The sequence below is a fragment of the Pseudomonas sp. P4_C1 genome (genome assembly GCF_056402155.1).
Genome location: NZ_JBFUHY010000002.1, coordinates 121,070 through 146,617, shown reverse-complemented (window position 1 = coordinate 146,617; position 25,548 = coordinate 121,070). Strand labels below are relative to the sequence as shown.

At 60.5% G+C, this 25,548-nt stretch carries 23 protein-coding genes; 10 read left to right on the top strand and 13 right to left on the bottom strand.

The window, feature by feature from the left end:
- The first annotated feature begins 200 nt into the window (after positions 1 to 200).
- On the top strand, positions 201 to 2,141 hold the full coding sequence (locus AC1DU9_RS02125; protein WP_223457004.1) for a BCCT family transporter: 1,941 nt from the start codon (positions 201 to 203) through the stop codon (positions 2,139 to 2,141).
- A 256-nt stretch (positions 2,142 to 2,397) separates the two neighbouring features.
- Here AC1DU9_RS02125 and choV read toward each other — a convergent pair whose 3' ends face one another.
- The 3 genes from choV to AC1DU9_RS02110 all read right to left on the bottom strand — a co-directional run bounded on the left by choV (position 2,398) and on the right by AC1DU9_RS02110 (position 5,443).
- Entirely contained in the window at positions 2,398 to 3,576 is a 1,179-nt protein-coding gene (gene choV, locus AC1DU9_RS02120; protein ID WP_218431157.1) for a choline ABC transporter ATP-binding protein, read from the bottom strand.
- Positions 3,573 to 4,418, bottom strand: a complete 846-nt coding sequence (gene choW, locus AC1DU9_RS02115) for a choline ABC transporter permease subunit (protein ID WP_110662211.1) — start codon at positions 4,416 to 4,418, stop codon at positions 3,573 to 3,575. Before choW ends, choV begins: the two co-directional genes overlap by 4 nt.
- Before the next feature lie 77 nt (positions 4,419 to 4,495).
- On the bottom strand, positions 4,496 to 5,443 hold the full coding sequence (locus AC1DU9_RS02110) for a choline ABC transporter substrate-binding protein (protein ID WP_477809689.1): 948 nt from the start codon (positions 5,441 to 5,443) through the stop codon (positions 4,496 to 4,498).
- 435 nt (positions 5,444 to 5,878) lie between these two features.
- Here AC1DU9_RS02110 and AC1DU9_RS02105 point away from each other — a divergent pair, with 435 nt between their 5' ends.
- Positions 5,879 to 7,255 carry an L-serine ammonia-lyase gene (locus AC1DU9_RS02105; RefSeq protein WP_477809688.1) on the top strand — a complete coding sequence of 459 codons (1,377 nt, stop codon included), beginning with the start codon at positions 5,879 to 5,881 and terminating at the stop codon, positions 7,253 to 7,255.
- Between the two features lie 552 nt (positions 7,256 to 7,807).
- A complete protein-coding gene (gene gbdR, locus AC1DU9_RS02100; RefSeq protein WP_007975492.1) occupies positions 7,808 to 8,911 on the top strand; it encodes a choline metabolism transcriptional regulator GbdR in 1,104 nt (367 codons plus the stop codon).
- A gap of 113 nt (positions 8,912 to 9,024) precedes the next feature.
- Here gbdR and AC1DU9_RS02095 read toward each other — a convergent pair whose 3' ends face one another.
- From AC1DU9_RS02095 to choX, 6 genes are all read right to left on the bottom strand, one after another.
- Positions 9,025 to 9,288: a hypothetical protein gene (locus tag AC1DU9_RS02095; RefSeq protein ID WP_223456790.1), complete on the bottom strand. Its 264-nt coding sequence runs from the start codon at positions 9,286 to 9,288 to the stop codon at positions 9,025 to 9,027.
- Between the two features lie 403 nt (positions 9,289 to 9,691).
- The gene (locus tag AC1DU9_RS02090; protein WP_223456792.1) at positions 9,692 to 10,855 is read right to left on the bottom strand and encodes a gamma-butyrobetaine dioxygenase; all 1,164 of its coding nucleotides are present in this window, start codon (positions 10,853 to 10,855) and stop codon (positions 9,692 to 9,694) included.
- Positions 10,856 to 10,868: 13 nt separating this feature from the next.
- Positions 10,869 to 11,345 (bottom strand): thioesterase family protein, encoded by a 477-nt coding sequence (locus AC1DU9_RS02085; RefSeq protein WP_223456795.1) that lies wholly within the window; start codon positions 11,343 to 11,345, stop codon positions 10,869 to 10,871.
- Between the two features lie 164 nt (positions 11,346 to 11,509).
- Positions 11,510 to 12,475, bottom strand: a complete 966-nt coding sequence (locus AC1DU9_RS02080) for an L-carnitine dehydrogenase (protein ID WP_223456797.1) — start codon at positions 12,473 to 12,475, stop codon at positions 11,510 to 11,512.
- Positions 12,476 to 12,619: 144 nt separating this feature from the next.
- A complete protein-coding gene (gene cdhC / locus AC1DU9_RS02075) occupies positions 12,620 to 13,507 on the bottom strand; it encodes a 3-dehydrocarnitine:acetyl-CoA trimethylamine transferase CdhC (protein ID WP_008048151.1) in 888 nt (295 codons plus the stop codon).
- A 95-nt stretch (positions 13,508 to 13,602) separates the two neighbouring features.
- Positions 13,603 to 14,547, bottom strand: a complete 945-nt coding sequence (gene choX, locus AC1DU9_RS02070) for a choline ABC transporter substrate-binding protein (RefSeq protein ID WP_223456799.1) — start codon at positions 14,545 to 14,547, stop codon at positions 13,603 to 13,605.
- A gap of 210 nt (positions 14,548 to 14,757) precedes the next feature.
- On the opposite strand from choX, the gene AC1DU9_RS02065 reads away from it, so the two are divergent.
- Positions 14,758 to 15,702, top strand: a complete 945-nt coding sequence (locus AC1DU9_RS02065; RefSeq protein ID WP_223456801.1) for a GlxA family transcriptional regulator — start codon at positions 14,758 to 14,760, stop codon at positions 15,700 to 15,702.
- A 139-nt stretch (positions 15,703 to 15,841) separates the two neighbouring features.
- On the opposite strand, the gene AC1DU9_RS02060 is transcribed toward AC1DU9_RS02065, so the two are convergent.
- The 4 genes from AC1DU9_RS02060 to AC1DU9_RS02045 form a co-directional block, all read right to left on the bottom strand.
- Complete coding sequence (locus AC1DU9_RS02060) at positions 15,842 to 16,258, bottom strand: DUF3010 family protein (protein WP_108216975.1); 417 nt, start codon at positions 16,256 to 16,258, stop codon at positions 15,842 to 15,844.
- 33 nt (positions 16,259 to 16,291) lie between these two features.
- The gene (locus tag AC1DU9_RS02055) at positions 16,292 to 16,615 is read right to left on the bottom strand and encodes a helix-turn-helix domain-containing protein (protein WP_056726566.1); all 324 of its coding nucleotides are present in this window, start codon (positions 16,613 to 16,615) and stop codon (positions 16,292 to 16,294) included.
- On the bottom strand, positions 16,599 to 16,853 hold the full coding sequence (locus AC1DU9_RS02050; protein WP_056726567.1) for a type II toxin-antitoxin system RelE family toxin: 255 nt from the start codon (positions 16,851 to 16,853) through the stop codon (positions 16,599 to 16,601). Before AC1DU9_RS02050 ends, AC1DU9_RS02055 begins: the two co-directional genes overlap by 17 nt.
- A 213-nt stretch (positions 16,854 to 17,066) precedes the next feature.
- Complete coding sequence (locus AC1DU9_RS02045) at positions 17,067 to 17,468, bottom strand: lysozyme inhibitor LprI family protein (protein WP_223456803.1); 402 nt, start codon at positions 17,466 to 17,468, stop codon at positions 17,067 to 17,069.
- Positions 17,469 to 17,691: 223 nt separating this feature from the next.
- Here AC1DU9_RS02045 and AC1DU9_RS02040 point away from each other — a divergent pair, with 223 nt between their 5' ends.
- The 6 genes from AC1DU9_RS02040 to etfB all read left to right on the top strand — a co-directional run bounded on the left by AC1DU9_RS02040 (position 17,692) and on the right by etfB (position 25,491).
- Positions 17,692 to 18,669, top strand: a complete 978-nt coding sequence (locus AC1DU9_RS02040) for a dipeptidase (protein ID WP_108216971.1) — start codon at positions 17,692 to 17,694, stop codon at positions 18,667 to 18,669.
- 78 nt (positions 18,670 to 18,747) lie between these two features.
- On the top strand, positions 18,748 to 19,278 hold the full coding sequence (locus tag AC1DU9_RS02035) for a DUF5943 domain-containing protein (protein WP_008048169.1): 531 nt from the start codon (positions 18,748 to 18,750) through the stop codon (positions 19,276 to 19,278).
- A 15-nt stretch (positions 19,279 to 19,293) separates the two neighbouring features.
- Positions 19,294 to 21,354 carry a dimethylglycine demethylation protein DgcA gene (gene dgcA / locus AC1DU9_RS02030; protein ID WP_056726570.1) on the top strand — a complete coding sequence of 687 codons (2,061 nt, stop codon included), beginning with the start codon at positions 19,294 to 19,296 and terminating at the stop codon, positions 21,352 to 21,354.
- A 184-nt stretch (positions 21,355 to 21,538) separates the two neighbouring features.
- Positions 21,539 to 23,485, top strand: coding sequence for a dimethylglycine demethylation protein DgcB (dgcB, locus tag AC1DU9_RS02025; protein ID WP_223456805.1), 1,947 nt, complete (start codon positions 21,539 to 21,541; stop codon positions 23,483 to 23,485).
- Positions 23,485 to 24,705: an electron transfer flavoprotein subunit alpha gene (gene etfA / locus AC1DU9_RS02020; RefSeq protein ID WP_007985970.1), complete on the top strand. Its 1,221-nt coding sequence runs from the start codon at positions 23,485 to 23,487 to the stop codon at positions 24,703 to 24,705. The genes dgcB and etfA overlap by 1 nt, the downstream gene beginning before the upstream one ends.
- A gap of 15 nt (positions 24,706 to 24,720) precedes the next feature.
- The gene (etfB, locus tag AC1DU9_RS02015; protein WP_108216968.1) at positions 24,721 to 25,491 is read left to right on the top strand and encodes an electron transfer flavoprotein subunit beta; all 771 of its coding nucleotides are present in this window, start codon (positions 24,721 to 24,723) and stop codon (positions 25,489 to 25,491) included.
- Positions 25,492 to 25,548 lie beyond the last annotated feature (57 nt).

Here is a 25,548-nt window from a genome sequence, read left to right as displayed (position 1 = left end):
CTACGCGCTGCGGCGCTCCAGGGGTTTCGGGCTTTTTTCGGGCTGTCTTTATATCACCCGCCGGTCGGCTGCCCACTAACCGATTGGTCGGGTAACTCGTTTGCCTTGCGTTCTTCTCTCGCACTGCCCGGAGCATCTGTGCCATGAGTTCTGCCTCGCTAATAAAGACCCCACCCGAGAAGGTGACGGTCAACGGTTGGGTGTTCTACACCTCTACCGCGTTGATTCTGTTGTTGACCGCCATTCTGATCATCGCCCCGCAAGAGGCCGGCAGAATGCTGGGTACGGCGCAAGCCTGGTTGTCCCGCAGCTTCGGCTGGTACTACATGGTGGTGATTGCCGCCTACCTGATTTTTGTCGTCGGCCTGGCGTTTTCGTCCTACGGCAAACTCAAGCTCGGCAGCAAGGACGACACCCCGGACTTCAGCTACGGTGCCTGGGCGGGGATGCTGTTCTCGTCGGGTATCGGCATCTCGCTGCTGTACTTCGGCGCGTCGGAGCCGCTGGACCACTACTTCAATCCGCCGGAAGGCGTGGCCGGTAGCAACCTTGCCGCCCGTCAGGCGGTTCAGCTGACGTTCCTGCACTGGGGACTGCACGGCTGGGCGATTTACGCGCTGGTCGGTCTGGCCGTTGCCTACTTTGCTTACCGTCATAACCAACCGCTGGCGTTGCGTTCGGCGTTGTATCCGCTGGTGGGCGAGCGTTGGGTCAAGGGCGCGGCCGGGCATGCGGTGGACGGCTTTGGCATGTTCGTGACCCTGCTGGGTCTGGTGACCAACCTGGGGATTGGTTCGCTGCAAGTGTCGTCGGGGCTGGAAAACCTGTTCGGCATGGAGCACAACAACACCAACCTGCTGATCGTGATCATCGTGATGAGCACCGTGGCGACCATCGCTGCCGTGTCTGGCGTGGAAAACGGCATCCGTCGTCTGTCCAACCTGAACATCGTGCTGTTCAGCGGCCTGCTGATTTTCGTTCTGTTGTTTGGCCCGACCCTGCACCTGCTCAACGGCTTCGTGCAGAACGTCGGTGACTACCTGAACGGCGTGGTGCTGAAGACTTTCGACCTCTATGTCTACGAAGGCGACAGTGAGAAGTCCGACCGCTGGCTGGGCCTGTGGACCCTGTTCTACTGGGCCTGGTGGATTTCCTGGGCGCCATTCGTGGGCATGTTCATCGCGCGTATTTCCCGTGGTCGCACGGTGCGCGAACTGGTCGCCGGCGTGCTGCTGATTCCGCTGGGCTTCACCCTGGCGTGGCTGTCGATCTTCGGTAACTCGGCCCTGGACCTGGTGATGAACCACGGGGCGGTAGAACTCGGGAAGACGGCGCTGGAACAGCCGTCCATGGCGATCTACCAGTTGCTTGAGCATTACCCGGCGTCGAAGGTTGTGATCGGCGTGTCGATCTTTGTCGGTTTCGTGCTGTTCCTGACCCCGGCGGACTCCGGCGCGGTGATGATGGCCAACCTGTCTTGCAAGGGCGGCACCGTCGATGAAGACGCGCCGCACTGGCTGCGGATCTTCTGGTCGGCGGTGATCACCCTGGTGACCATCGGCCTGCTGTTCGCCGGCAACTTCGAAGCCATGCAAACCATGGTGGTGCTGGCCGGCCTACCGTTCTCGGTGGTGCTGGTGTTCTTCATGTTTGGCTTGCACAAGGCCATGCGCCAGGACGTGCAGATCGAACAGGAGCAAGCGGAGCTGGCGGCACGCGGTCGCCGTGGTTTCAGCGAGCGCTTGACCCAATTGGACCTGCAACCGAGCCAGTCGGTCGTTCAGCGTTTCATGGACAAGCACGTCAGCCCGGCGCTGGAAGATGCGACGGTGCAAATGCGTGCTCAAGGTCTGCAAGTGCAGACGCTGCTGGGCAAGTCCAAGCGCTGCATGGGCGTGCGAGTCGAGATGGAAGAGGGCAATCCTTTCGTCTACGAAGTCAGCCTGGACGGTTACCTGGCCACACCGACCGAATCGGCTCAGTCCGACGAGGCGCGTCAGCGTTACTACCGTGCCGAGGTGTACCTGCACAACGGCAGCCAGGACTACGACTTGATGGGCTTCACTCAGGATCAGATCACCCGTGACGTGCTCGATCAGTTTGAAAGCCATCGGCAGCTCCTTGGCCGGGTTTATAGCTAAGTTGTGAGGAGCTGCGGTGCAGTGAATGCACCGCAACCCCTGTGGGAGCGAGCTTGCTCGCGATGAGGGCTTAACATTCAACATGAGTGTTGACTGTCCCTCCGCTATCGCGAGCAAGCTCGCTCCCACAGGTCGTTCTCCGTCCATGTGAGAGCGAGCCTGCTCGCGAAGGGGCCATCAGCATCAAAGCTGCATTACCCGATATCCCATAAACAAAAACGCCGCGATCTCTCGCGGCGTTTTCGTTTCTGTTGCCTTACCCCAGGTTCTTGCCGAGCAGCGCGTGATACAGCTCGCTGTCGCCGAGAATCCCCACCACCTTGTTGTTGTCGTGCAGCACCAGCTTGTTGCCGGTCTGATAACGAATCTGCAACGCATCGCGCATGCCGATGTTCGAGTCCACCAGGGTTGGTCGACGACCCAGGCCTTCAACGGCCTGACCCGGTACCCAGTTCTGCAAGTCCAGCGCAGACCCGTTCTGGCGAGCGCCCTTGATAGTGTTGCCTTCGGCCAGGTCCAGCCACGAATCGCCGCCCGGATCGAGGCATACCGAACCGTTGATGCGTTTGCAGTTGTCCAGGGTACGCATCAGGCTGCGACCGCACAGTACGTTCAGCGGGTTGGTGTGAGCCACGAAGGTCCGCACGTAGTCGTCCGCGGGGTTGAGGACGATTTCTTCCGGCTTGCTGTACTGGATGATCCGGCCGTCTTTCATGATCGCGATACGGCTGCCGAGTTTCAGCGCTTCATCAAGGTCGTGGCTCACGAAGACGATGGTCTTGTGCAGCTTGCGTTGCAGTTCCAGCAGTTCGTCTTGCAGGCCCTGGCGGATCAGTGGGTCGAGTGCCGAGAACGGTTCGTCCATCAGCAGAATGTCGGCGTCCATCGCCAGGGCACGGGCCAGGCCCACGCGTTGCTGCATACCACCGGACAGCTCATCGGGTTTCTTGTTGCGCCACTGGGCCAGGCCCACCAGCTCAAGCTTTTCGTCCACCAGTTTGCGTCGTTCTTTCTCGGGACGACCCTGCATTTCCAGGCCGAAGCTGATGTTTTCGCGAACGGTCAGCCAAGGCATCAGGGCGAACTTCTGGAACACCATCGCAATGCGCTTGGTGCGCATCATTTTCAGTTCGGCGGGGCTGCAGGAAGCGATGTCGATCTGCTTGCCTTCGTGCTCGACGAACAACTTGCCACGGCTGACAGTGTTGAGGCCGTTGATGCAGCGCAGCAGGCTGGACTTGCCGGAGCCGGACAGGCCCATCAGTACGCAGATTTCACCTTTTTCGATATCCAGGCTGGCCTTTTCGACCCCCACGATCTGCCCGGTCTTTTTCAGGATCTCGTTACGGGTCATGCCTTGATCCAGCAGCTTGAGCGCCTCGCGTGGATCCTTGGAGAAGATAACGTCAACGTTATCGAAGCGAATAATGCTCATGCGTCACCCCCTACTTTGGCGTCGGGTTGTTTGCAGATACGGTCGAGCATGATCGCCAGCAGTACGATCGCCAGGCCTGCTTCGAAGCCCAGGGCGATATCAGCAGTGTTCAGTGCATTGACCACCGGTTTGCCCAGGCCATCGGCGCCCACCAGTGCCGCGATCACCACCATCGAAAGGGACAGCATGATGCACTGGGTGATACCGGCCGCGATGCTCGGCATGGCGTGGGGCAGTTCGATTCGCGAGAGCAGCTGACGTCGCGAGCAGCCAAAGGCCTTGCCGGCGTCCATCAATTCTTCCGGAACATCGCGGATACCCAGGTAGGTCAGGCGGATGGGCGCGGCAATCGCGAACACCACCGTGGAGATCAGACCCGGCACCACACCCAGCCCGAAGAGGGTGAGGGTAGGAATGAGGTACACGAAGGTCGGTACGGTCTGCATCAGATCGAGTACCGGACGCATTAAAGTATAGAACATCGGCTTGTGCGCGGCGACGATGCCCAGCGGCACGCCGATGACTACGCAGACCAGGGTGGCAAACAGCACCTGGGCGAGGGTTTCCATGGTTTCCTGCCAGTACCCCAGATTGAGGATAAGCAGGAAGGAGGCAACGACAAACGCGGTCAGGCCCCATTTGCGTTGAATGAAGTGTGCCAGTAGTGCGATCAGGCCGATCAGTGCCAGCGGGTTGAACCAGGTCAGCGCAAACGTCACGCCGTGGATCATCGTTTCCAGTGTCACGGCGATGGCGTCGAAGGTGCTGGCGCCGTGTTGCGTCAACCATTCAACGAAGCTCGCGATGTACTGGCCTAGGGGTATTTTCTGATCAATCAGCATGGTAGTGAACGTCCGCATGCAAGGTAATTAACAGCCCGGACGGTGTGGGCCGTCCGGCATAAGCGATGCTCCCTAATTCAAGGCGTCAGTTTGGCTTTCACGGCCTCCAGGCCAGATTTACCGTCAATGGTGGTCACGCCAGCGAGCCAGGTATCGAGCACCTGTGGATTCTTTTTCAGCCAGGCCTTGGCGGCCGCGTCAGGCTTCATCTTGTCGTCCAGGATGTTGCCCATCAGTTCACTTTCCATGTCGACGGTGAACTCCAGGTTCTTCAGCAACTGGCCAACGTTGCCGCACTCCTGCGCGTAACCCTTGCGGGTGTTGGTCGCCACGGTGGCGGCACCGAAGTCCGGGCCGAAGAAGTCATCACCACCGGTCAGGTATTGAATCTTGAAGCGCTTGTTCATCGGGTGCGGCGCCCAGCCGAGGAACACCACGGCGGTGTCGCGTTTCTGCGCGCGGTCGACCTGCGACAGCATGCCGGCTTCGCTGGACTCGACGACCTTGAAGCCCGCGTCCTTGAGGCCGAAGGCGTTCTTGTCGATCATCGACTGGATCAGACGATTGCCGTCGTTGCCAGGCTCGATGCCGTAGATCTTGCCGTCGAGCTCTTTCTTGAACTTGGCGATATCGGCGAAGTCATGCAGGCCCTTGTCGTACAGCGCCTGAGGGACGGCGAGGGTGTACTTGGCGCCCTTGAGGTTGGTGCGCACGGTTTCCACGGTGCCGGCATCGCGGTAGGCCTTGATGTCGTTTTCCATGGTCGGCATCCAGTTGCCCAGGAACACGTCCATGTTCTTGCCGTCGGCCAGGGACTTGTAGGTCACGGGCACGGAAATCATGGTGGTCTTGGTCTTGTAGCCGAGGGCGTTGAGCACGACGCTGGTGGTCGCGGTAGTCGCGGTGATGTCGGTCCAGCCGACATCGGAGAAGTTTACGGTACTGCACTGTGCCGGTTCTGCGGCTTGCGCCAGAACCGGCAGACTAAGCATGGCGGCCAACAACAACGACGGGGAACCTTTCATGGATGGACTCCTTGGTGTTTTTTTTGGCAGTGTTCCGACTGGACCACCGCACTTATAGGTTGCGGTTGGGTGGCGTTCTGGAGACAGCTCTACCACGTCGCCTTGCAATCGAGTCGATATGATCATGTACCAGTGAAAATCTGACGCCTACAGGGTGCGTCGTATCCAGTACAGGGATGGTCGCATCCAGTGTCGGTGACGTCGTTTACAGATTTTTTCAGCCCGATTTTCCCCTCTGAACCGCAAAAAAACGGCGAAAACACGGCGTAAAAGACACGCGGCGCTGGTGGGCATGAGTGCGTCGGTTAGAGACGTCGAACAACTGGATAAAAGCTTGATGATGCGCTCATCTCGGCGGATTGCAGCTTGAGCGTAGCAGCTCCGTCACCGTGCGCTTTTGCGTGCGCAGTGGGCCCATCCAGGAGTTCGGCAGTAATGGCTATCAGTGTTTTCGACCTGTTCAAAATCGGCATCGGCCCTTCCAGTTCACATACCGTGGGGCCCATGCGGGCGGCGGCGTTGTTTGTGCAGGGCTTGCGCGAGCGCGGGCTGCTTGAGCAGGTGCGGCGTGTCGAAGTCCAGCTGTTCGGCTCTTTGTCGGCCACCGGTATCGGCCACGGCAGCGACAATGCCGTGATCATGGGCCTGATGGGCGAGTGGCCGGATGCGATCGATCCGTCGCAAATCGGCATCCGCATCGCCGCCCTGCGCGAAACCGATACGCTGCTGCTCGACAGTCGCTTGCCGGTGCCCTTCATCTGGGCCCGGGACATGCGCCTGATCGACGAGAACCTGCCATTCCATCCCAACGCCATGACCTTGATAGTCGAGGGTGATGACGGCGAGTTGCATCGCGACACCTACTATTCGGTCGGCGGCGGTTTTGTCGTCGATGAGGCTCAGGCCTCCAGCGGTGTCGTCGACCTCGACCGCACCGTGTTGCCTTATGACTTTTCCAGTGCGGCCGAGCTGTTGGAGCTGTGTAAAAAGCACAACCTGCGCGTGGCTGAATTAATGATGGCCAACGAGAAGGTCTGGCGCAGCGAAGAAGAAATTCGCAGCGGCCTGATGAAGCTCTGGCGCGCCATGCAGGATTGCGTCGAACAAGGCCTGAAGCACGAAGGCATCCTGCCCGGCGGGCTGAACGTGCGCCGTCGCGCGGCCAAGCTGCACCGCAGCCTGCAGGAGCTGAACAAACCCAACGTGATCGGCTCGACCTTGAGCGCCATGGAGTGGGTCAACCTGTTCGCCCTGGCGGTCAACGAAGAAAACGCTGCCGGCGGGCGCATGGTCACGGCACCGACCAACGGCGCGGCGGGGATCATTCCGGCGGTACTGCACTACTTCATGAAGTTCAGCGAAGCGGTGACCGACGCCAATGTCGTTGACTACTTCCTCAGTGCGGCGGCAGTGGGAATCCTGTGCAAGAAGAACGCCTCGATCTCCGGTGCCGAAGTCGGCTGCCAGGGCGAAGTCGGTTCGGCCTGCGCCATGGCGGCGGCCGGGCTGGCGGAAATTCTTGGCGCCACACCAGAGCAACTGTGCAACGCGGCGGAGATCGGTCTGGAGCACAACCTCGGCCTGACCTGCGACCCGGTGGGTGGACTGGTCCAGGTGCCGTGCATCGAGCGCAACGCGATTGCCGCAGTGAAGGCGATCAATGCGGCGCAAATGGCATTACGGGGCGATGGCCAGCACTTTATCTCGCTGGACCGGGTGATCCGCACCATGCGCGATACCGGTGCCGATATGCATGACAAATATAAAGAGACATCGCGGGGTGGGTTGGCGGTTAGTGCGGTGGAGTGCTGAGACCGAGTCGCCTTCATCGTCGGAACGCCGCCCGGAGCAAGCTCGCTCCCACAGGTTTTGCGTCGGTCACAAAAATTGTGTTCACCTCGATCCCTGTGGGAGCGAGCTTGCTCGCGATAGCGCCAGACCAGTCAAAACTGCGCGCTAAGTGAACATCAGCTCGAAAACGCGCCACCTTTTAGCGCGTCGCTAACAGATAAATCGCCTTGCCAGTGATCGGGCACCAACCAGCCTTCGACCGCTCGTCACCCGTGCCTGCGGTGACACTCCTTTCCATCGCGGCGCAACGCCGTTCCCACAAGTGCTACCGAATTGCTCACAGCTCTTGGGCCAGGGCGCTTGCCAGCCCTGATGGCCATTTAAATCCCCCTGCCCTGCAAGACATATGTAGACACATTCCGACGTCGTTTTCAGGAGTTATTGAACGCGCATTCAAAAATAGGCATGGCAATTGCTCTGTCATTACAAAGCCCGTCTCCCACGCGAGAACGATGGCCATAAAAAGAGCCTCCGCCTGAGGCCATCACCCGCTTTGTGTGAGGAGATACCGCGATGACGACGTTCAACTCCGGGGCCCAACCCCAGAACCGTGCGCCTCAATCCATCGGCTTTCTGCTGCTGGACAATTTCACGCTGATTTCTCTGGCCTCCGCAGTGGAACCCCTGCGCATGGCCAACCAATTGTCCGGTCGCGAGCTGTATCGCTGGACCACACTCACCGTCGATGGCGGTCAGGTCTGGGCCAGTGACGGCCTGCAGATCACCCCCGACGCCTCCATGCACAAAGCCCCGCCAATGGACACCGTGATTGTTTGCGGTGGCATCGGCATCCAGCGCACGGTTACCCGCGAACACGTGTCGTGGCTGCAAAGCCAGGCCCGCCAGTCCCGCCGCCTCGGCGCGGTGTGCACCGGCAGCTGGGCCCTGGCCTGCGCCGGCCTGCTCGACGGTTTTGATTGCAGCGTGCACTGGGAATGCCTGGCGGCGATGCAGGAAGCTTTCCCCCGTGTAGCGATGAGCACCCGCTTGTTCACCCTCGACCGTAACCGTTTCACCAGCTCGGGCGGCACCGCGCCGCTGGACATGATGCTGCACTTGATCAGCCGCGATCACGGGCGTGAACTGTCGGCCGCCATTTCGGAAATGTTCGTCTACGAGCGCATCCGCAACGAGCAGGATCACCAGCGTGTGCCACTCAAGCACATGCTCGGCACCAACCAGCCGAAATTGCAGGAAATCGTGGCGCTGATGGAGGCCAACCTCGAAGAGCCGATCGACCTCGACGAACTGGCGGTGTACGTCGCCGTTTCGCGACGTCAGCTGGAGCGGCTATTCCAGAAGTACCTGCACTGCTCACCGTCGCGCTATTACCTGAAGCTGCGTCTGATCCGCGCCCGGCAATTGCTCAAGCAAACGCCGATGTCGATAATCGAAGTGGCGTCGGTGTGCGGTTTCGTGTCCACGCCGCACTTCTCCAAGTGCTACCGCGAATACTTCGGCATTCCACCGCGTGACGAGCGCGTAGGGTCCAACACTACCCAGCAGGTGGCGATGATGCCGCTGCCGCAAGCGCTGGTGCTGTCGCCGTTGTCCGGGCCGTTGTCGGCGCTGAGCCAGGCGCGTAATGAGTCGACGTTTGCCAGCGTAAGGCTCTAGACCGCAGCGCCTTCATCGCGAGCAAGCTCGCTCCCACAGGTTCTGTGCCAGAACATCAATTTTGTGTTCGACACAAAGCCCTGTGGGAGCGAGCTTGCTCGCGATTGGATCTATCAGCCGCGATGGCTTTGCTGGTACTCCGACAACGCCGGCAGCAATTGTTTGTCGATGGCCTGGCGCACCGCCGGCAGGATCGTCGCGCTGCTGGTGTACATCTCCTTGACCATCTTGCGAAGCTCATACGCTCGCGCATCGTCCAAGCCCCTTACCACGCACTCGCAAGCCTGCTCGGCGGTGGCGCCACTGGGCACGTTGAACCCCAACGACTTGAGCTGGCCCAACAGGTCTTCCTGGTCTATCAAATCGGCGTGCATCATGACGCAATCCTTCTTCAGGGAACGGTGTCGTGGTTCGATTCTGGTGGTGGTGCCGGGTGTCGGCAAGGGCGAATTGTCGCAATGGCTCAATTGGTTATGAACATGTCGTTTTCGGCTAACCTGGCTCGCGGGGTAGTGGGCACACTGGACTCAGCTCGCTTCACGAAGGTTTGGTCACCCTCGCACGGCAGCTCCTCAGTACCCTCTGCCTCGATCCTGTCACGGCTTGATCGGGGTTTTTTTTGTCTGTGAATCAGGGAAATATGAGGTGTCTGTCCGGACGCCATCGCGGGCAAGCCACGCTCCCACAGGATCGGGGTTGCCACAGGTTTGGCGAACAACGCCAAACCTGTGGGAGCGGGCTTGCTCCGGGCTGCGTTCCGACGATGAACGATGACGCGGTTTAACGTTGTAGCACTAGGATGCGCGACAACAACTCATCCCGGTCCACATAGCAACCCTGGAAATGCCGCGCCCCGGTGGCGGGGTCGAAGGCGTTGCGGGCATGCAGGGTGCGGCGGTTGTCGAAGCACCACAACTCCCCGGGATTGAGCCGCTGCATCAACCTGAACCGAGGCTCGCGGGTCATCGCGATAAAGCGCCGGTAGGCGCGATAGAGCCTGGGCATCTGTTCCACCGACGCATCGAACGGTCCGCGCAGAAAGTTCGCCATGCGGATTTCCGACACCTGCCCCAACGCATCCAGGGCAATGATCGGCGCGAGGCAGCGGTAGTCGCTGTGACGGTCCTTGTTGCGAAACTCCACGGGGATTTCGCAGAGGTTTTTGAAGGATTCGGGGTCTTCCCGGCGCAAGGCGTCGGCGATGGCAAAACCATCGACAAAAATGCTCTCGCCACCCTCGGCGTCATTGACCAGGCAATGCAGGAACTGCAGCCCCGGTTGCAACTCACGGGTTGGCAAATCGCTGTGCAGCGGCAGGTTGAAGGCGGTGTAGGCGTTGCTGTCGGCGTCGGCCTTGGATTGCACGTTGAACAGCACGCCGAAATTGCTCTCGCGGATGAAGGAAATCCGTTGGGCGATCAGTTTCAGGGAGCCGGGTTCGGTGGGTACACCACGGACCTGGGTCAATCCGAAATCCCGAACCGCCAACAACCATTGTAACAAGGCGTCGGTGTCGTTCATCAGCGCTTGATACTCGAACACCGGCAACTGCAAATCGCTGTGCCAGAGCCTGGCTTTCGGCTTGCGTGCCTGGCGTTCGGCGCGGGACTCGTCGTCATAGGCGTGGGCGCGCAGCCAGCCGGGGTCGAAGCGGCTGCTGTGGCCGTCCTGCCAGTCAACCGACAGGCAACCTTCGGTGTCGATGTGCACTTGTTCAAGTGTCAGATCTTCAGCCACATCGACGATTTCCAGCACTTGCTCGCGGGTCACGGTGTAGACGCACTGCGGGCACGGGCAGTTATCCCGTAGCCATTGATGGTGGAAAGGGCTGACGCGATCGTCGGCCCAATTCACCAGAACACGGTCCGCCAGGGTCTGCACGCCAGTCAGCGCGCTGATCAACGGATAGGTACGAAAGTCGGCAAATGCTGCGGCGGTGTTCATGGCGATCTCCTTGTTATTTTTTTGGGGGTAATGCGATCACTCGGCCAATGTACTCGGGCGTTGGCAGGTCCGCCTGTTCGGCGACAATGGCTTGCAGTCGGCCCAAGGACAGTTCGCTGAACGGTGCCGAGCGCGGCCCGGCGAGATCCACGTGCAGCAGCATCTGTTCGTTGCCGGCGAGTTCCTGGGCATCACCGACCAGATGCAGGCTGTGATAGAGGTGCACGCGCTTGCTGTCGTGGGCAATGATTTGAGTGTGCACTTCGACTTGGGCGTCGAGCTTCACTTCGTGCAGGTAGTTGAGGTGCAGTTCGAGGGTGAACAGCGAGTTGCCGCTGGCTTCGCGGCTGTTGCTGTCCAGGCCCAGGCGATCCATCAGCGCGTCGGTGGCGTAGCTGAAAATCAGCAGGTAGAAGGCGTCGCGCAGGTGGCCGTTGTAGTCGACCCAGTCTGGGATGATGGTGGTTTGGTAGGTGGTGAGGGTGGGCATGGTTTCTGATCCAATTTGTGTGGTGACTGGACTGCCGCTATCGCGAGCAAGCTCGCTCCCACAGTGATTTGCAGTGTGAATACAATCTATGTCACTCAGCAGATCCCCTGTGGGAGCGAGCTTGCTCGCGATCGGGCCAGTGCTGCTGGCCCCAAAGCTTGGGCTTACTCGCTGAAAGCCATCCCATGCTTCTCTTTGGTGGTCTTCACCGCCTCCAGCACCGCCAGCAGGCAGTCATCACGATAGCGCTCCAGCGCCGAAATGCTGTGTTTGCCCAGTTGATCGCTGGTGCCATCGACCACGTCGTCGATCAGCTTGTCGGTCAGCTCCGGTGCCGGCAGGTAGGTCCACGGTAACTGCAACGCCGGGCCGAACTGCGCCATGAAGTGACGCATGCCGGCATCGCCACCGGCCAGGGTGTAGGTCAGGAACGTACCCATGAACGACCAGCGCAAACCGGCGCCGAAGCGGATTGCATCGTCGATTTCACCGGTGGTCGCCACACCGTCATTGACCAGGTGCAGTGCCTCACGCCACAGCGCCTCGAGCAGACGGTCGGCGATGAAGCCCGGCACTTCCTTGCGCACATGCAGAGGGCGCATCCCCAGGGATTCATAGACTTTCATCGCCGCTTGCACCGCTTCAGGGGCGGTGTTTTTGCCGCCGACCACTTCCACCAACGGCAGCAGGTAAACCGGGTTGAACGGGTGACCGACCACGCAGCGTTCCGGGTGCGTGGCGCTCTCGTAGAACTCGCTCGGCAACAGACCGGAGGTGCTGGAACCGATCAATGCATTGGGTTTGGCTGCCGCGCTGATTTTGCTGTGCAGGTCCAGTTTCAGTTCCAGGCGTTCCGGGGCGCTTTCCTGGATGAAATCGGCATCGCGCACGCACTCGTCGATAGTCGCGACAAAGCGCAGGCGATCTTGCGAAGCACCCGGCGCCAGGCCTTGTTTCTCCAGCGCGCCCCAGGCATTGGCGACGCGTTTGCGCAGGGCGGCTTCAGCGCCGGGTGCCGGGTCCCAGGCCACTACATCCAGGCCATGGGCGAGGGCGCGGGATACCCAGCCGCTGCCGATGACACCGCTGCCTAACGCTGCAAAGGTTTTGATTTCGGTGATAAAGCTCATGGTCGATTCCTGAATCTGGCTCGGAAAAAAAACTGTGGGAGCGAACTTTCTCGCGATGGCGTCGGTACATCCGATGCATCAATTGAGGCAGGTAAACCGCTATCGCGAGCAGGCTCGCTCCCACAGGGGGAAAGTTGTTTTGAATTAACCGCGCTTGGTCAGGCCCATTTTTGCCCGGCCTTCAGCCGGGGTCAGGACGCGGGCGCCGAGGCGGCTGAGGATTTCGCCGGCGCGCTCGACCAGTTGGCCGTTGGTCGCCAGCACGCCCTTGTCCAGCCACAGGTTGTCTTCCAGTCCGACTCGGACGTTGCCGCCGAGCAACACCGCTTGCGCTGCCATCGGCATCTGCATGCGACCGATACCGAAGCCGGCCCAGACCGCATCGGCCGGCAGGTTGTCGACCATGGCTTTCATGGTGGTGGTGTCCGCCGGCGCGCCCCAAGGGATACCCAGGCACAGCTGGAACAACGGGTTGTCGAGCAGGCCTTCCTTGATCATTTGCTTGGCGAACCACAGATGACCGGTGTCGAAGATTTCCAGCTCGGCTTTAACGCCCAGCTCCTGGATGCGTTTGGCACCAGCGCGCAGTTGCGCCGGGGTGGACACGTAAATGGTGTCGCCGTCGCCGAAGTTCAGGGTGCCGCAATCGAGGGTACAGATTTCCGGCAGCAGTTCTTCGACGTGGGCCAGACGGGTCAGCGGGCCGACCAGATCGGTGTTCGGGCCGAATTCCATCGGATTCTCGCCGGCACCGATTTCCAGGTCGCCGCCCATGCCGGCGGTGAGGTTGACGATGATGTCCACGTCCGCCTCGCGGATGCGCTCCATCACTTCGCGGTACAGCGCCACGTCACGGCTGAACTTGCCGGTTTGCGGGTCGCGTACATGGCAGTGAACCACGGTGGCGCCGGCCTTGGCGGCTTCCACGGCGGCAGCGGCGATTTGTTTCGGGGTGACCGGCACGTGTGGGCTCTTGGCGGTCGTGTCGCCAGCACCGGTGAGTGCGCAGGTGATGATGACGTCGTGGTTCATGAGGCGGTTCCTTACAGGCGAGTTTTTGGTTTTGGCCAGGCGTAGTGATCCCGTTCGCAGCCCATCAGGGCTGCGAGTCGGTGGTTCAATCGGGTTTATTTACTGGTCAGTTTCAGGTTTGCAGAGGCCGGTTTGCCATCGAAGGTGGTGACGCCTTCAAGCCAGCGTTTTTTGTCCTGCGGGTGATCATTCAGCCATTGTTTGGCCGACTCGAAAGCGTCCTTGTGATCCAGCAGCGGCTGCATCATCCGGCTCTCGTCTTCGGCGGTGAAGGTCAGGTTGGTCAGCAAACGGCTGATGTTCGGGCATTGCTCGGCGTATGTCGGCGCGGTGACGGTCCATACCGTGGCCTTGCCTTCGTCCGGCCCAAGGGCGTTCTCACTGCCGGTGAGGTAGGTCATTTTCACGTTGACGTTCATCGGGTGCGGCGCCCAGCCGAAGAACACCACGGCTTCGTTGCGACGTACGGCGCGATCCACGGCGGCGAGCATGCCGGCTTCGCTGGATTCGACCAGCTGGAACTTGCCGAGGCCGAACTGGTTCTTGGAGATCATCGCCTTGATCTGGGTGTTGGCGCCCGAGCCAGGCTCGATGCCGTAGATCTTGCCGCCCAGTTCTTTTTCGAATTTGGCGATGTCAGCGAAGGTTTTCAGGCCCTTGTCCGCGAGGTAGGTCGGCACGGCGAGGGTCGCGCGGGCGTCTTGCAGGCTTGGTGCTTCAAGCACCTTGACTTGTTTGGCGTCGACGAACGGGGTGATGGTCTGGGTCATCAGCGGGTTCCAGTAGCCGAGGAACAGGTCCAGACGCTGGTCGCGGATCCCGGCGAAGATGATTTGCTGGGAGGCGCTGGTTTGTTTGGTGCTGTAGCCGAGGCCATCGAGCAATACCTGGGTCATGGCACTGGTCGCGATCACGTCGGTCCAGTTCACTACACCCATGCGCACGTTCTGGCACGCGGCGGGTTCGGCGGCCATGACACTGGCGCTCAGCAAAGCGGTACCACTGAGTGCAAGAACACAGCTGCTGATCAGTCGTTTCATCTCAGGTTCCTCGGCAGTTTCGTTATTGTGGGTCCGGTCGTCTTTGTGCGCCGGTGATGCCAAGTTACGCAGCTAAGCGGCCGTGAAAGCGCACTGCGGCGACCAGCTCTTGCACTGCAGCGACCTGTGCTCTTGAATGCCGCGTGCAACTGGCGTATCAACATCCCTACGCTGCCCGCCCTCTTGTTACCTGCTCAGCGAGTGCGCTCCATGTCCCAGGATTTCTACCTCTTGTTGATGCCGGGTTTCTCGGCCATTGGATTTATCTCGGCCATCGAGCCGCTGCGGGTCGCCAATCGCTTTCGCGGCGAGTTGTACCGCTGGCATGTGTTAAGCGCGGACGGCGGGGCGGTGCTGGCCAGCAACGGCATGTCGGTCAACGCCGATGCGGCGCTGGAGCCGCTGAAGAAAGGCGCGACGCTGTTGGTGGTCGCCGGCTTCGAACCGCTCAAATTCGCCACCCCGGCGCTGGAACACTGGCTGCGCCGGCTGGACAACGAAGGCGTGACCCTTGGCGCCATCGACACCGGCAGCTTCATCCTCGCCGAGGCGGGTTTGCTCGACGGCCATCGCCTGACCCTGCACTGGGAAGCCATCGACGCCTTCAAGGAGTCTTATCCACAGCTCAGCGTCACCCAGGAGCTGTTCGAGATCGACCGTCGGCGCATTACTTCCGCCGGCGGCACCGCCTCCATTGATCTGATGCTGGATCTGATCGCCCAGGCCCACGGCCCGGAGTTGGCGATCCAGGTCAGCGAACAATTCGTACTCGGCCGTATCCGCCCGCGCAAAGACCACCAGCGCATGGAAGTCGCCACGCGCTACGGCATCAGCAACAAGAAGCTGGTGCATGTGATTGGCGAGATGGAGCAGCACAGCGAACCGCCGCTGAGCACGCTGGAACTGGCGGAATCGATCAAGGTGACGCGGCGACAGTTGGAGCGCCTGTTTCGCCTGCATCTGAACGACACGCCGAGCAATTTCTACCTGCGGTTAAGGCTGGAGAAAGCCCGGCAGCTGCTGCGACAGACGGACATGAGCGTGCTTGAAGTGAGCATTGCCTGCGGGTTTGAATCGCCGTCGTATTTCACCCGCAGTTATCGGGCGAAGTATGAGCGGTGCCCGAGGGAAGATCGGCGTACCGCCAAGGCGTGATTCTGAAAACACTGGAGAAACCTGTGGGAGCGAGCTTGCTCGCGATAGCGGTCTGTCAGACACATTGATGTTGACTGATACACCGCCATCGCGAGCAAGCTCGCTCCCACATTAGTTCTTTGGTGCCTGGAGGATCAGGTTACTTCTTCACCAATGCCGAACACGCTGCCTTATAGGCCTCATGCTGATATTTGTTCAGCGTCCCCGGCAGCTCAAAATTGTGCTTCTTGGCCTGGGCATTGATGGTCTGCGGCGACAGTAGGGCTACCTCGCAACTCTCCAGCAACTGGAAAACCCCTTCGATCTTGAACGTGGTCGGCCCACCAGCGAATTCGCCTTTCTTGCTGCGCTTCTTGATCGCGATGCGGTCGATGGAATTCTCACGGACAAACGAAGCGACCTGAGCGGCAAACACTTTGACGTTGGCGGCTTCGTCATCATCGTCCAGGGCAATTTTCTTGGTGGCGAGCGCGACATGGCCCAGTGCCTGACCGTCCAGGGTGGCCACGGCGATGATTGCTTCGCTGCCTTTGATTTCGATGCCGCAGACTTTCATGTTCAATCCCATTAGTGACAGAGGGTGTGCAGCTTACAGTTCAAGCTGGCTGGCAGTGATGCCAAATGCCAAAGCGATTTTTTCGCGAGTGGCTTTACGGGGCTTGGCGACGGTTTCCTGTTGGGCAAAGGCAGGCTGGGTTATGCCCATGCGTTTGGCCACTTCATCCTGGGTAAGGTTCAAGTGTTCGCGCCAGGCGCGGATAGGGGTAGCGCCATCGACGATGCGGCTCACCACCTCATGAGGGATCAAGTCGGGCTCGATTTTCTGCGCCACGTATTGTGCATAGGGAATGACCACGAAGGCTGGATTGCCTTCGGCGTCGTTGATGATTTGAATGTCAGTAGGTGCGTTCATCGCGTTTTTTGACCTCTTGAATACTGACCACTTTGATCGCGCCATCCCAATCAAACATGACCCGATAGTTACCGACACGCAGTCGATAAGCATAGTCATGACCGACCAGTGCTTTGACATTGCCTGCCTCAGGCATGCCAGCGAGCGCCGTGATGGCATCACGAACCTGAATCTGGTGAACGGAATGCAATCTCAAGAGTTGCTTAACGGCCTTTCGAGTCCAGTGAATGCTGTTCATGGAAGAATATAAGTCTTTTATAAGATTTGCGAATCTTTACTTATATTTTTATGGTTGGCCATCAACAACATTTGTCGGCATGTTGCGTGAAAAGTCCGCAGAGCAGCGGCTTTGGACAGAAGCTGTAGGTCAGATCAGAGTGCTTTGCGGGAAAAGGTTTTTTTGGCGATTGAAAGCTGGTGGTAGTGCCAGCTTTCAGCGGGACATTCAGGACTATTCCTGCCCAATCGACTCCAAAAACTCCGACCGCTCGTCGCTCATCCGCGCAATGCAATCGTTCTGGGCAATGGTGAACGCCTTGCTGCCACTGGTGGCCGGGAAGGCTTCGACGGCGCAGTCGGCGTCGCGGGTCTTCAGCCATTGCTGTTGGGCGGCTTTGATCTTGGCGGTGATGTCGGCCAGTTGCGACGGGTTTTTGCCGTACTGCGACTGCATGCGGTCGTTCAGGCCCTGGAGGTTTTCCTTGAGCAAGTCTTCGGCGGTGGTTTTGCTGAAGGCCGAGCACTCGAGGGTCTGGACGTCGTTTTCGACTTTGTCGCACGGGTTGTCGTCGGACACCTCGGCTGCGTGTACGCCGGTCGCAATCAGTGCCAAAGCCAGAAGGATGGATTTCATTCAGGTCGCCGCTCTATTCCAGTGATGCGGCGAATTCTGGCCCAAGCCGAGGGCCTTGAACAGGTCGGTGATAGTGCCTGGCGACGACCCTTTGTCGCGGATTGACGCTTTCGGCAATTCCCCTGTCGTTTTTGCACCCGGCTGCTTGGGCACCGAGGCATATGCTGGCCCAAAGCGCCGGCAGACGATTCGGCGCATGAATCGCTAATAAGGGGACAGCCTGATGAGCCCAGCCGAATTGCACGCCGACAGCATCGTTATCGACGGGCTGATTATTGCCAAGTGGAACCGCGAGCTGTTTGAAGACATGCGCAAAGGCGGTCTGACCGCGGCCAACTGCACCGTGTCGGTGTGGGAGGGCTTCCAGGCCACCGTCAACAACATCGCCGCGAGCCAGAAGCTGATCCGCGAGAACAGCGACCTGGTGATTCCGGTGCGCACCACCGCCGATATCCGCAAGGCCAAGGAACAGGGCAAGACCGGCATTCTCTTTGGTTTCCAGAATGCTCACGCGTTTGAAGACCAGATCGGCTACGTCGAGGTGTTCAAGCAGCTCGGCGTCGGTATTGTGCAGATGTGCTACAACACCCAGAACCTGGTGGGCACCGGCTGCTACGAGCGTGACGGCGGCCTGTCGGGTTTCGGTCGTGAAATCGTCGCCGAGATGAACCGGGTCGGCGTAATGTGCGACCTGTCCCACGTCGGCTCGAAAACGTCCGAAGAAGTCATCCTCGAATCCAAGAAGCCGGTCTGCTACTCCCACTGCCTGCCGTCGGGGCTCAAGGAGCACCCGCGCAACAAGTCCGATGAAGAACTGAAGTTCATTGCCGACCACGGCGGTTTCGTCGGGGTGACCATGTTCGCGCCGTTCCTGGCCAAGGGTATCGATTCGACCATCGACGACTACGCCGAAGCGATCGAATACACCATGAACCTGGTTGGCGAAGACGCGATCGGCATCGGCACCGACTTCACCCAGGGCCATGGCCAGGACTTCTTCGAATACCTGACCCACGACAAGGGCTACGCCCGCCGCTTGACCAGCTTCGGCAAGATCATCAACCCGCTGGGCATCCGCACCGTGGGCGAGTTCCCGAACCTGACCGAGACCCTGCTCAAGCGCGGCCACTCCGAGCGCGTGGTGCGCAAGATCATGGGTGAGAACTGGGTGAATGTCCTCAAGGACGTTTGGGGCGAATAAGCCGCCGCATCTCTGAATCCTTTCCCGCTGCCGTCCGTGCAGCGGGCAACGCAACGAATTTTCTGGAGTCAAGTTTCCATGGCCAAAATCGCCCCGCAATTGCCAATCGAAGTCGACAGCGAAACCGGTGTCTGGACCTCCGACGCCCTGCCGATGCTGTATGTGCCGCGCCATTTCTTCGTCAACAACCACATGGGCATCGAGGAAGTGCTGGGCGCTGAAGCCTATGCCGAAATCCTCTACAAGGCCGGCTACAAGTCCGCCTGGCACTGGTGTGAAAAAGAAGCCGAATGCCACGGCCTGGAAGGCGTCGCGGTGTTCGAGCACTACATGAAGCGCCTGTCGCAGCGCGGCTGGGGCCTGTTCAAGATTCAGGACATCGATCTCGACAAAGGCACCGCCAGCGTCAAGCTCGAACACTCGGCATTCGTCTATGTGTACGGCAAGGTCGGACGTAAGGTCGACTACATGTTCACTGGCTGGTTTGCAGGGGCCATGGACCAGATCCTGGCCGCTCGCGGCAGCAAGATCCGCACCGTGGCCGAGCAAGTCTACGGTGGCTCCGAAGAGGGCCACGAAGACGGTTTGTTCACCGTCAAGCCGTTGTAAGTCGAGGAACCCGCCATGGCTTTCGAAGCAATGTTCCAACCGATCCAGATCGGTAAACTGACCATCCGCAACCGCGTGCTCAGCACCGCGCACGCCGAGGTTTATGCCACCGACGGCGGCATGACCACCGACCGGTACGTCAAGTATTACGAAGAGAAAGCCAAGGGCGGGATCGGCCTGGCGATTTGTGGTGGCTCGTCCGTCGTGGCGATCGACAGCCCGCAGGAGTGGTGGAGCTCGGTGAACCTGTCCACCGACCGCATCATTCCGCACTTCCAGAATCTGGCCGATGCTATGCACAAGCACGGCGCCAAGATCATGATCCAGATTACCCATATGGGTCGTCGCTCGCGTTGGGACGGCTTTAACTGGCCAACGTTGATGTCGCCGTCGGGCGTGCGTGAGCCGGTGCACCGTGCCACTTGCAAGACCATCGAGCCGGAAGAAATCTGGCGGGTGATAGGCAACTATGCGCAGGCTGCGCGTCGTGCCAAGGCCGGTGGCCTGGACGGCGTGGAATTGTCGGCCGTGCACCAGCACATGATCGACCAGTTCTGGAGCCCGCGCGTCAACAAGCGTACCGACGAATGGGGCGGTACCTTCGAAGGCCGCATGAAGTTCGGCCTGGAAGTCTTGAAAGCCGTGCGCGCCGAGGTCGGTGACGACTTCTGCGTGGGCATGCGCATCTGCGGTGATGAGTTCCACCCGGACGGCCTGTCCCACGAAGACATGAAGCAGATCGCCAAGTATTACGACGACACCGGCATGCTCGATTTCATCGGCGTCGTCGGCTCGGGTTGCGACACTCACAACACCCTGGCCAACGTGATTCCGAACATGAGTTACCCGCCCGAGCCGTTCCTGCACCTGGCGGCCGGGATCAAGGAGGTGGTCAAGGTTCCGGTGCTGCACGCGCAGAACATCAAGGACCCGAACCAGGCCACGCGCATTCTGGAGGGCGGCTACGTCGACATGGTCGGCATGACCCGCGCCCACATCGCCGACCCGCACCTGATCGCCAAGATCAAGATGGGCCAGATCGACCAGATCAAGCAGTGCGTCGGCGCCAACTACTGCATCGACCGTCAATACCAAGGCCTGGATGTGTTGTGCATCCAGAACGCCGCAACTTCCCGTGAATACATGGGCCTGCCACACATCATCGAAAAAACCACCGGCGTGAAACGCAAAGTGGTGGTAGTTGGCGCCGGCCCTGCGGGGATGGAAGCCGCTCGCGTTGCCGCCGAGCGTGGCCACAACGTGACCCTGTTCGAGAAGAAAGAATTCATCGGCGGCCAAATCACCACCGCTTCGAAAGCACCGCAACGGGACCAGATCGCCGGTATCACCCGCTGGTACCAGCTGGAACTGGCTCGGTTGAAAGTCGATCTGCGCCTGGGCACTGCGGCGGATGCGCCGACCATCATGGACCTGCGTCCAGACGTGGTGGTGCTGGCTGTCGGTGGACATCCGTTCATCGAGCAGAACGAACACTGGGGTGCGGCTGAAGGCCTGGTGGTCAGCAGCTGGGATGTGCTCGACGGCAAGGTTCTGCCTGGCAAGAACGTGCTGGTTTACGACACCATTTGCGAGTTCACCGGTATGTCTACCGCCGACTTCATTGCGGACAAGGGCAGCCAGGTCGAAATCGTCACCGACGACATCAAGCCGGGCGTGGCGATTGGCGGCACGTCGTTCCCGACGTACTACCGCAGCATGTACCCGAAAGAAGTGATCATGACCGGCGACATGATGCTGGAGAAGGTCTACCGCGAAGGCGACAAGCTGGTGGCAGTGCTGGAAAACGAATACACCGGTGCCAAAGAGGAGCGGGTGGTGGACCAGGTGGTCATCGAAAACGGTGTGCGCCCGGACGAGGAAATCTACTACGCCTTGAAGGAAGGCTCCCGCAACAAAGGCCAGATCGACGTTGAAGCCTTGTTCGCGATCAAGCCGCAACCTTGCCTGGAGCAGAGCGGCGACGGCTACCTGCTGTTCCGCATCGGTGATTGCGTGGCACAGCGCAACGTGCATGCCGCGATCTACGACGCGCTGCGGTTGTGCAAGGATTTCTAAGAGCTTGTGGATAACCCTTGTAGGAGCGAGCTTGCTCGCGATGGACGTGAACGATGACGCGGGGAGTCTGATTTAACGCGACGTTCTCAGGTTTTTCGCGAGCAAGCTCGCTCCTACAAGGAATCGGGCAAGGCATCCAGGTAGTTTGGCCTGCAAGACCCTGCGGTCTTTGGGAGCTTCACCTATGTTGAACACCCTTCTTCCAATCCTGCTGTTCGCTGCCCTGGGCCTTGGCGTCCTCGGTGCTTTGCGGCGGGTGAATATGTGGCGCCGGGGCCGGGCTTCGAAAGTCGACCTGATCGGCGGCCTGTTCGCCATGCCCAAGCGCTACATGGTCGACTTGCACCATGTGGTAGCGCGGGACAAATACATTGCCAACACCCACGTCGCCACGGCCGGCGGTGCGGTGGCGTCCATCGTGCTGGCGATTCTGGTGCACGGTTTCGGCCTGCATAACCGCTTCCTCGGCTATGCGTTGCTGCTGATGACGGCTGTGATGTTCGTCGGTGCGATCTTTGTTTACCTGCGCCGGCGCAACCCGCCGTCGCGTCTGTCGAAAGGCCCTTGGATGCGCCTGCCGAAAAGCCTGCTGGCGTTCTCGGCCTCGTTCTTCCTGTTGACCCTGCCGGTGGCGGGCATCCTCCCGGAAAACTTCGGTGGCTGGCTGTTGGCGGCGATTCTCGGCGTTGGCGTGCTGTGGGGCGTGTCGGAACTGTTCTTCGGCATGACCTGGGGCGGGCCGATGAAGCACGCCTTCGCCGGTGCCTTGCACCTGGCCTGGCACCGTCGCGCCGAGCGCTTCGGTGGCGGTCGTTCCACGGGCCTCAAGCCTCTGGACTTGAACGACCCGACCGCGCCACTGGGCGTGGAAAAACCCAAGGATTTCACCTGGAACCAGTTGCTCGGCTTCGACGCCTGCGTGCAGTGCGGTAAATGTGAAGCAGCGTGCCCGGCGTTTGCTGCCGGCCAGCCACTGAACCCGAAAAAACTGATTCAGGACATGGTCGTCGGCCTGGCTGGTGGCACCGATGCCAAGTTCGCCGGCAGTCCGTATCCAGGCAAGGCCATCGGTGAGCACGCAGGCAATCCGCATCAACCGATCGTCAACGGTCTGGTAGATGCCGAAACCCTGTGGTCATGCACCACCTGCCGTGCCTGTGTCGAGGAATGCCCGATGATGATCGAGCACGTCGATGCCATCGTCGACATGCGTCGCCATCTGACCCTGGAAAAAGGCGCGACCCCGAACAAGGGCGCGGAAGTCCTGGAAAACCTGATCGCCACCGACAACCCGGGCGGCTTCGCGCCGGGCGGGCGGATGAACTGGGCGGCAGATTTGAACCTCAATCTGCTCAGCGAAAAGAAATCCACCGACGTGCTGTTCTGGGTCGGCGACGGCGCCTTCGACATGCGCAACCAGCGCACCCTGCGCGCCTTCGTGAAAGTGCTGAAAGCGGCGAAAATCGACTTCGCCGTGCTCGGCCTCGAAGAGCGCGACAGCGGCGACGTGGCCCGGCGCCTGGGCGACGAAGCGACCTTCCAGCTGTTGGCCAAGCGCAACATTCAGACCCTGGCCAAATACAGTTTCAACCGCATCGTCACCTGCGATCCGCACAGCTTCCACGTGCTGAAAAACGAGTACGGCGCTTTCGATGGCAACTACCTGGTGCAGCACCACAGCACCTACATGGCGGAAATCATCGATGCTGGCGCGCTCAATCTCGGTCAGCACAAAGGCGACAGCGTGACCTACCACGACCCGTGCTACCTCGGACGCTACAACGGCGAGTACGAGGCGCCGCGTCAGGTGTTGCGCGCCCTCGGGATCGAAGTGAAAGAGATGCAACGTTCCGGCTTCCGTTCGCGCTGCTGCGGCGGTGGTGGCGGTGCGCCGATCACCGACATTCCCGGCAAGCAACGTATTCCCGACATGCGCATGGAAGACATTCGCGAAACCGGCGCCGAACTGGTGGCCGTGGGTTGCCCACAATGCACGGCGATGCTCGAAGGCGTAGTCGAACCCCGTCCGCTGATCAAGGACATTGCCGAACTGGTGGCCGACGCGCTGCTGGAAGACGACGCGGCAAAGCCGGCGGCGCCGGCCAAACGTGAACCTGCGGAGGTGCACTGATGAGCGACATTATCCGCCGCGACCCGCGGGCCGAATGGATCGCCCGCAACCGGCTGCACCCGCTACACGCGGCCATGCAACCGGCGCAACACAGCTGGATGGGGCCGAATGGCGTCATCCGCAAGAATCCCCACGGCATTGGCTTTATCGGCCCCAACGGCATCAAGCGTATCGACCGTAGCGGCGCCCAGCAGGGTGGGGCGACTAAACGTTCAGCCGCTGTTGAAGTGCAGTTGCCATTGCATCAGGTGGCCGCGCCGGCGTTTTACATCAGCGTGGTGCCGGACATGGTCGGTGGTCGCTTGAGCAGCCACGACCGCGACTTGCTGGGCCTGGCCCATCAGTTGGCCGGCAAGGACGGCGCAGTGCTGGCCGTGGTGTTCGGCGAGCACAAGGAAAACGCTTTCGCCACGGCGGGCGTCGACCGCCTGTTGGTGCTGGAAGGCGAAGAATTCAACGGTTATGCACCGGAACAACGGGTCCAGGGCCTGCGGGCTGTGGATAACCAGTTCAGCCCGCGTCACTGGTTGCTGCCGGACAGTCGCAGCGGTGGTGGCGAGCTCGGCCGACGTTTCGCCGCGGCACTGGGCGAACGCCCGGCCACGCGGGTCTGGCAAGTCAAGGATCAGGAGTGCATCGGCCGCGCCGGCGCAGGCCTGCAAGACCTTGCCCGTCCGCTGGCGCGCTTGATTCTGGCGGCTGCCGAGTGCGCCGAACCGGTCAGCGAAACCCGTCACGAAGCCTTGCCCGTAGAGTTATCCACAACCGTGGCACGCAGCCTGTCACGGATCGAAGATCTGGGCGCGGTGGCAGTCGATCCGGCGGCAATCCCCATGGCCGAAGCCGAGTTCATTTTCTCCGGCGGCAACGGGGTCAAGGATTGGGGACTTTTCCACAGGACCGCCGAAGCCCTCGGCGCGACCGAAGGTGCCTCGCGGGTGGCGGTGGACGACGGTTTCATGGCCCGCGATCGTCAGGTCGGCGCGTCCGGTACCTGGGTCACCGCACGGGTCTATGTGGCAGTGGGGATTTCCGGGGCGATCCAGCATCTGCAAGGCATTGGTGCCTGCGACAAGGTGGTGGCGATCAACCTTGACCCTGGCTGCGACATGATCAAGCGTGCCGACCTCTCGGTGATCGGTGAGAGCGCGGAGATTCTTCAAGCCTTGATCGAGGCGGTAGAGGCTTACCGCAACGACGCCAAGCGCGATGCGGCTTAAGGGAAGGAAAGGTTTATGAGCACGAAAATCATCAGCCTGGTGTCCATCGGCGCCCACCCGACGTCCGGTCGGCCACGTCGCGCGGAGCAGGATGCGCGGGCGGTAGAACTGGGTCTGCAACTGGCTGGGGATAACCTGCAAGTGCTGCATGCCGGCGACATCGCCGAGCCTGCATTGCGTGCTTACCTGGGCATGGGGCTGGAGCAACTGCATGTGTTGGAGCAACCGCAAGGCGCCGATGCGCTACCGGCGCTGACCGAGTATCTGCGCGATGCAGGTGCTCAGGTGGTGTTGACCGGCAGTCAGGCGGAAACCGGCGAAGGCTCGGGCATGTTGCCGTTCCTGCTCGCCGAAAGCCTGGGCTGGCCGCTGGTGGTGGGGCTGGCGCAGGTCGAGTCCATTGACGGCGGTTCGGCGCTGGTGCTGCAGGCCTTGCCGCGCGGTCAACGCCGGCGGCTGAAGGTACGCCTGCCGTTTCTGGCAACGGTGGATAACGCCGCGCCCAAGCCTCGCCAGAGCGCTTACGGCCCGGCCCGACGCGGCGTGCTGCAAGCGCAGGAAGTTGAAGTCATCGATGATCAATTGCTTGCGGTCGCCAGCCTGCAACCAGCCAAGCCACGGCCCAAGCGCCTGAAGGTGATCAAGGCCAAGAGCGGCGCCGATCGTATGAAAGCCGCGACAGCCAAGGCCAGTGGTGGAGGCGGGCAGGTGCTCAAAGGCGTGACGGCGCAAGCTGGGGCTGAGGCGATACTCAAGTTGTTGATTGAAGAAGGCGTGGTCCGCTAAGGCGGCGCCTCAAGCTGCAACAACCGGATATAAAACCGCCCCTCCGGCGAGTTGTCG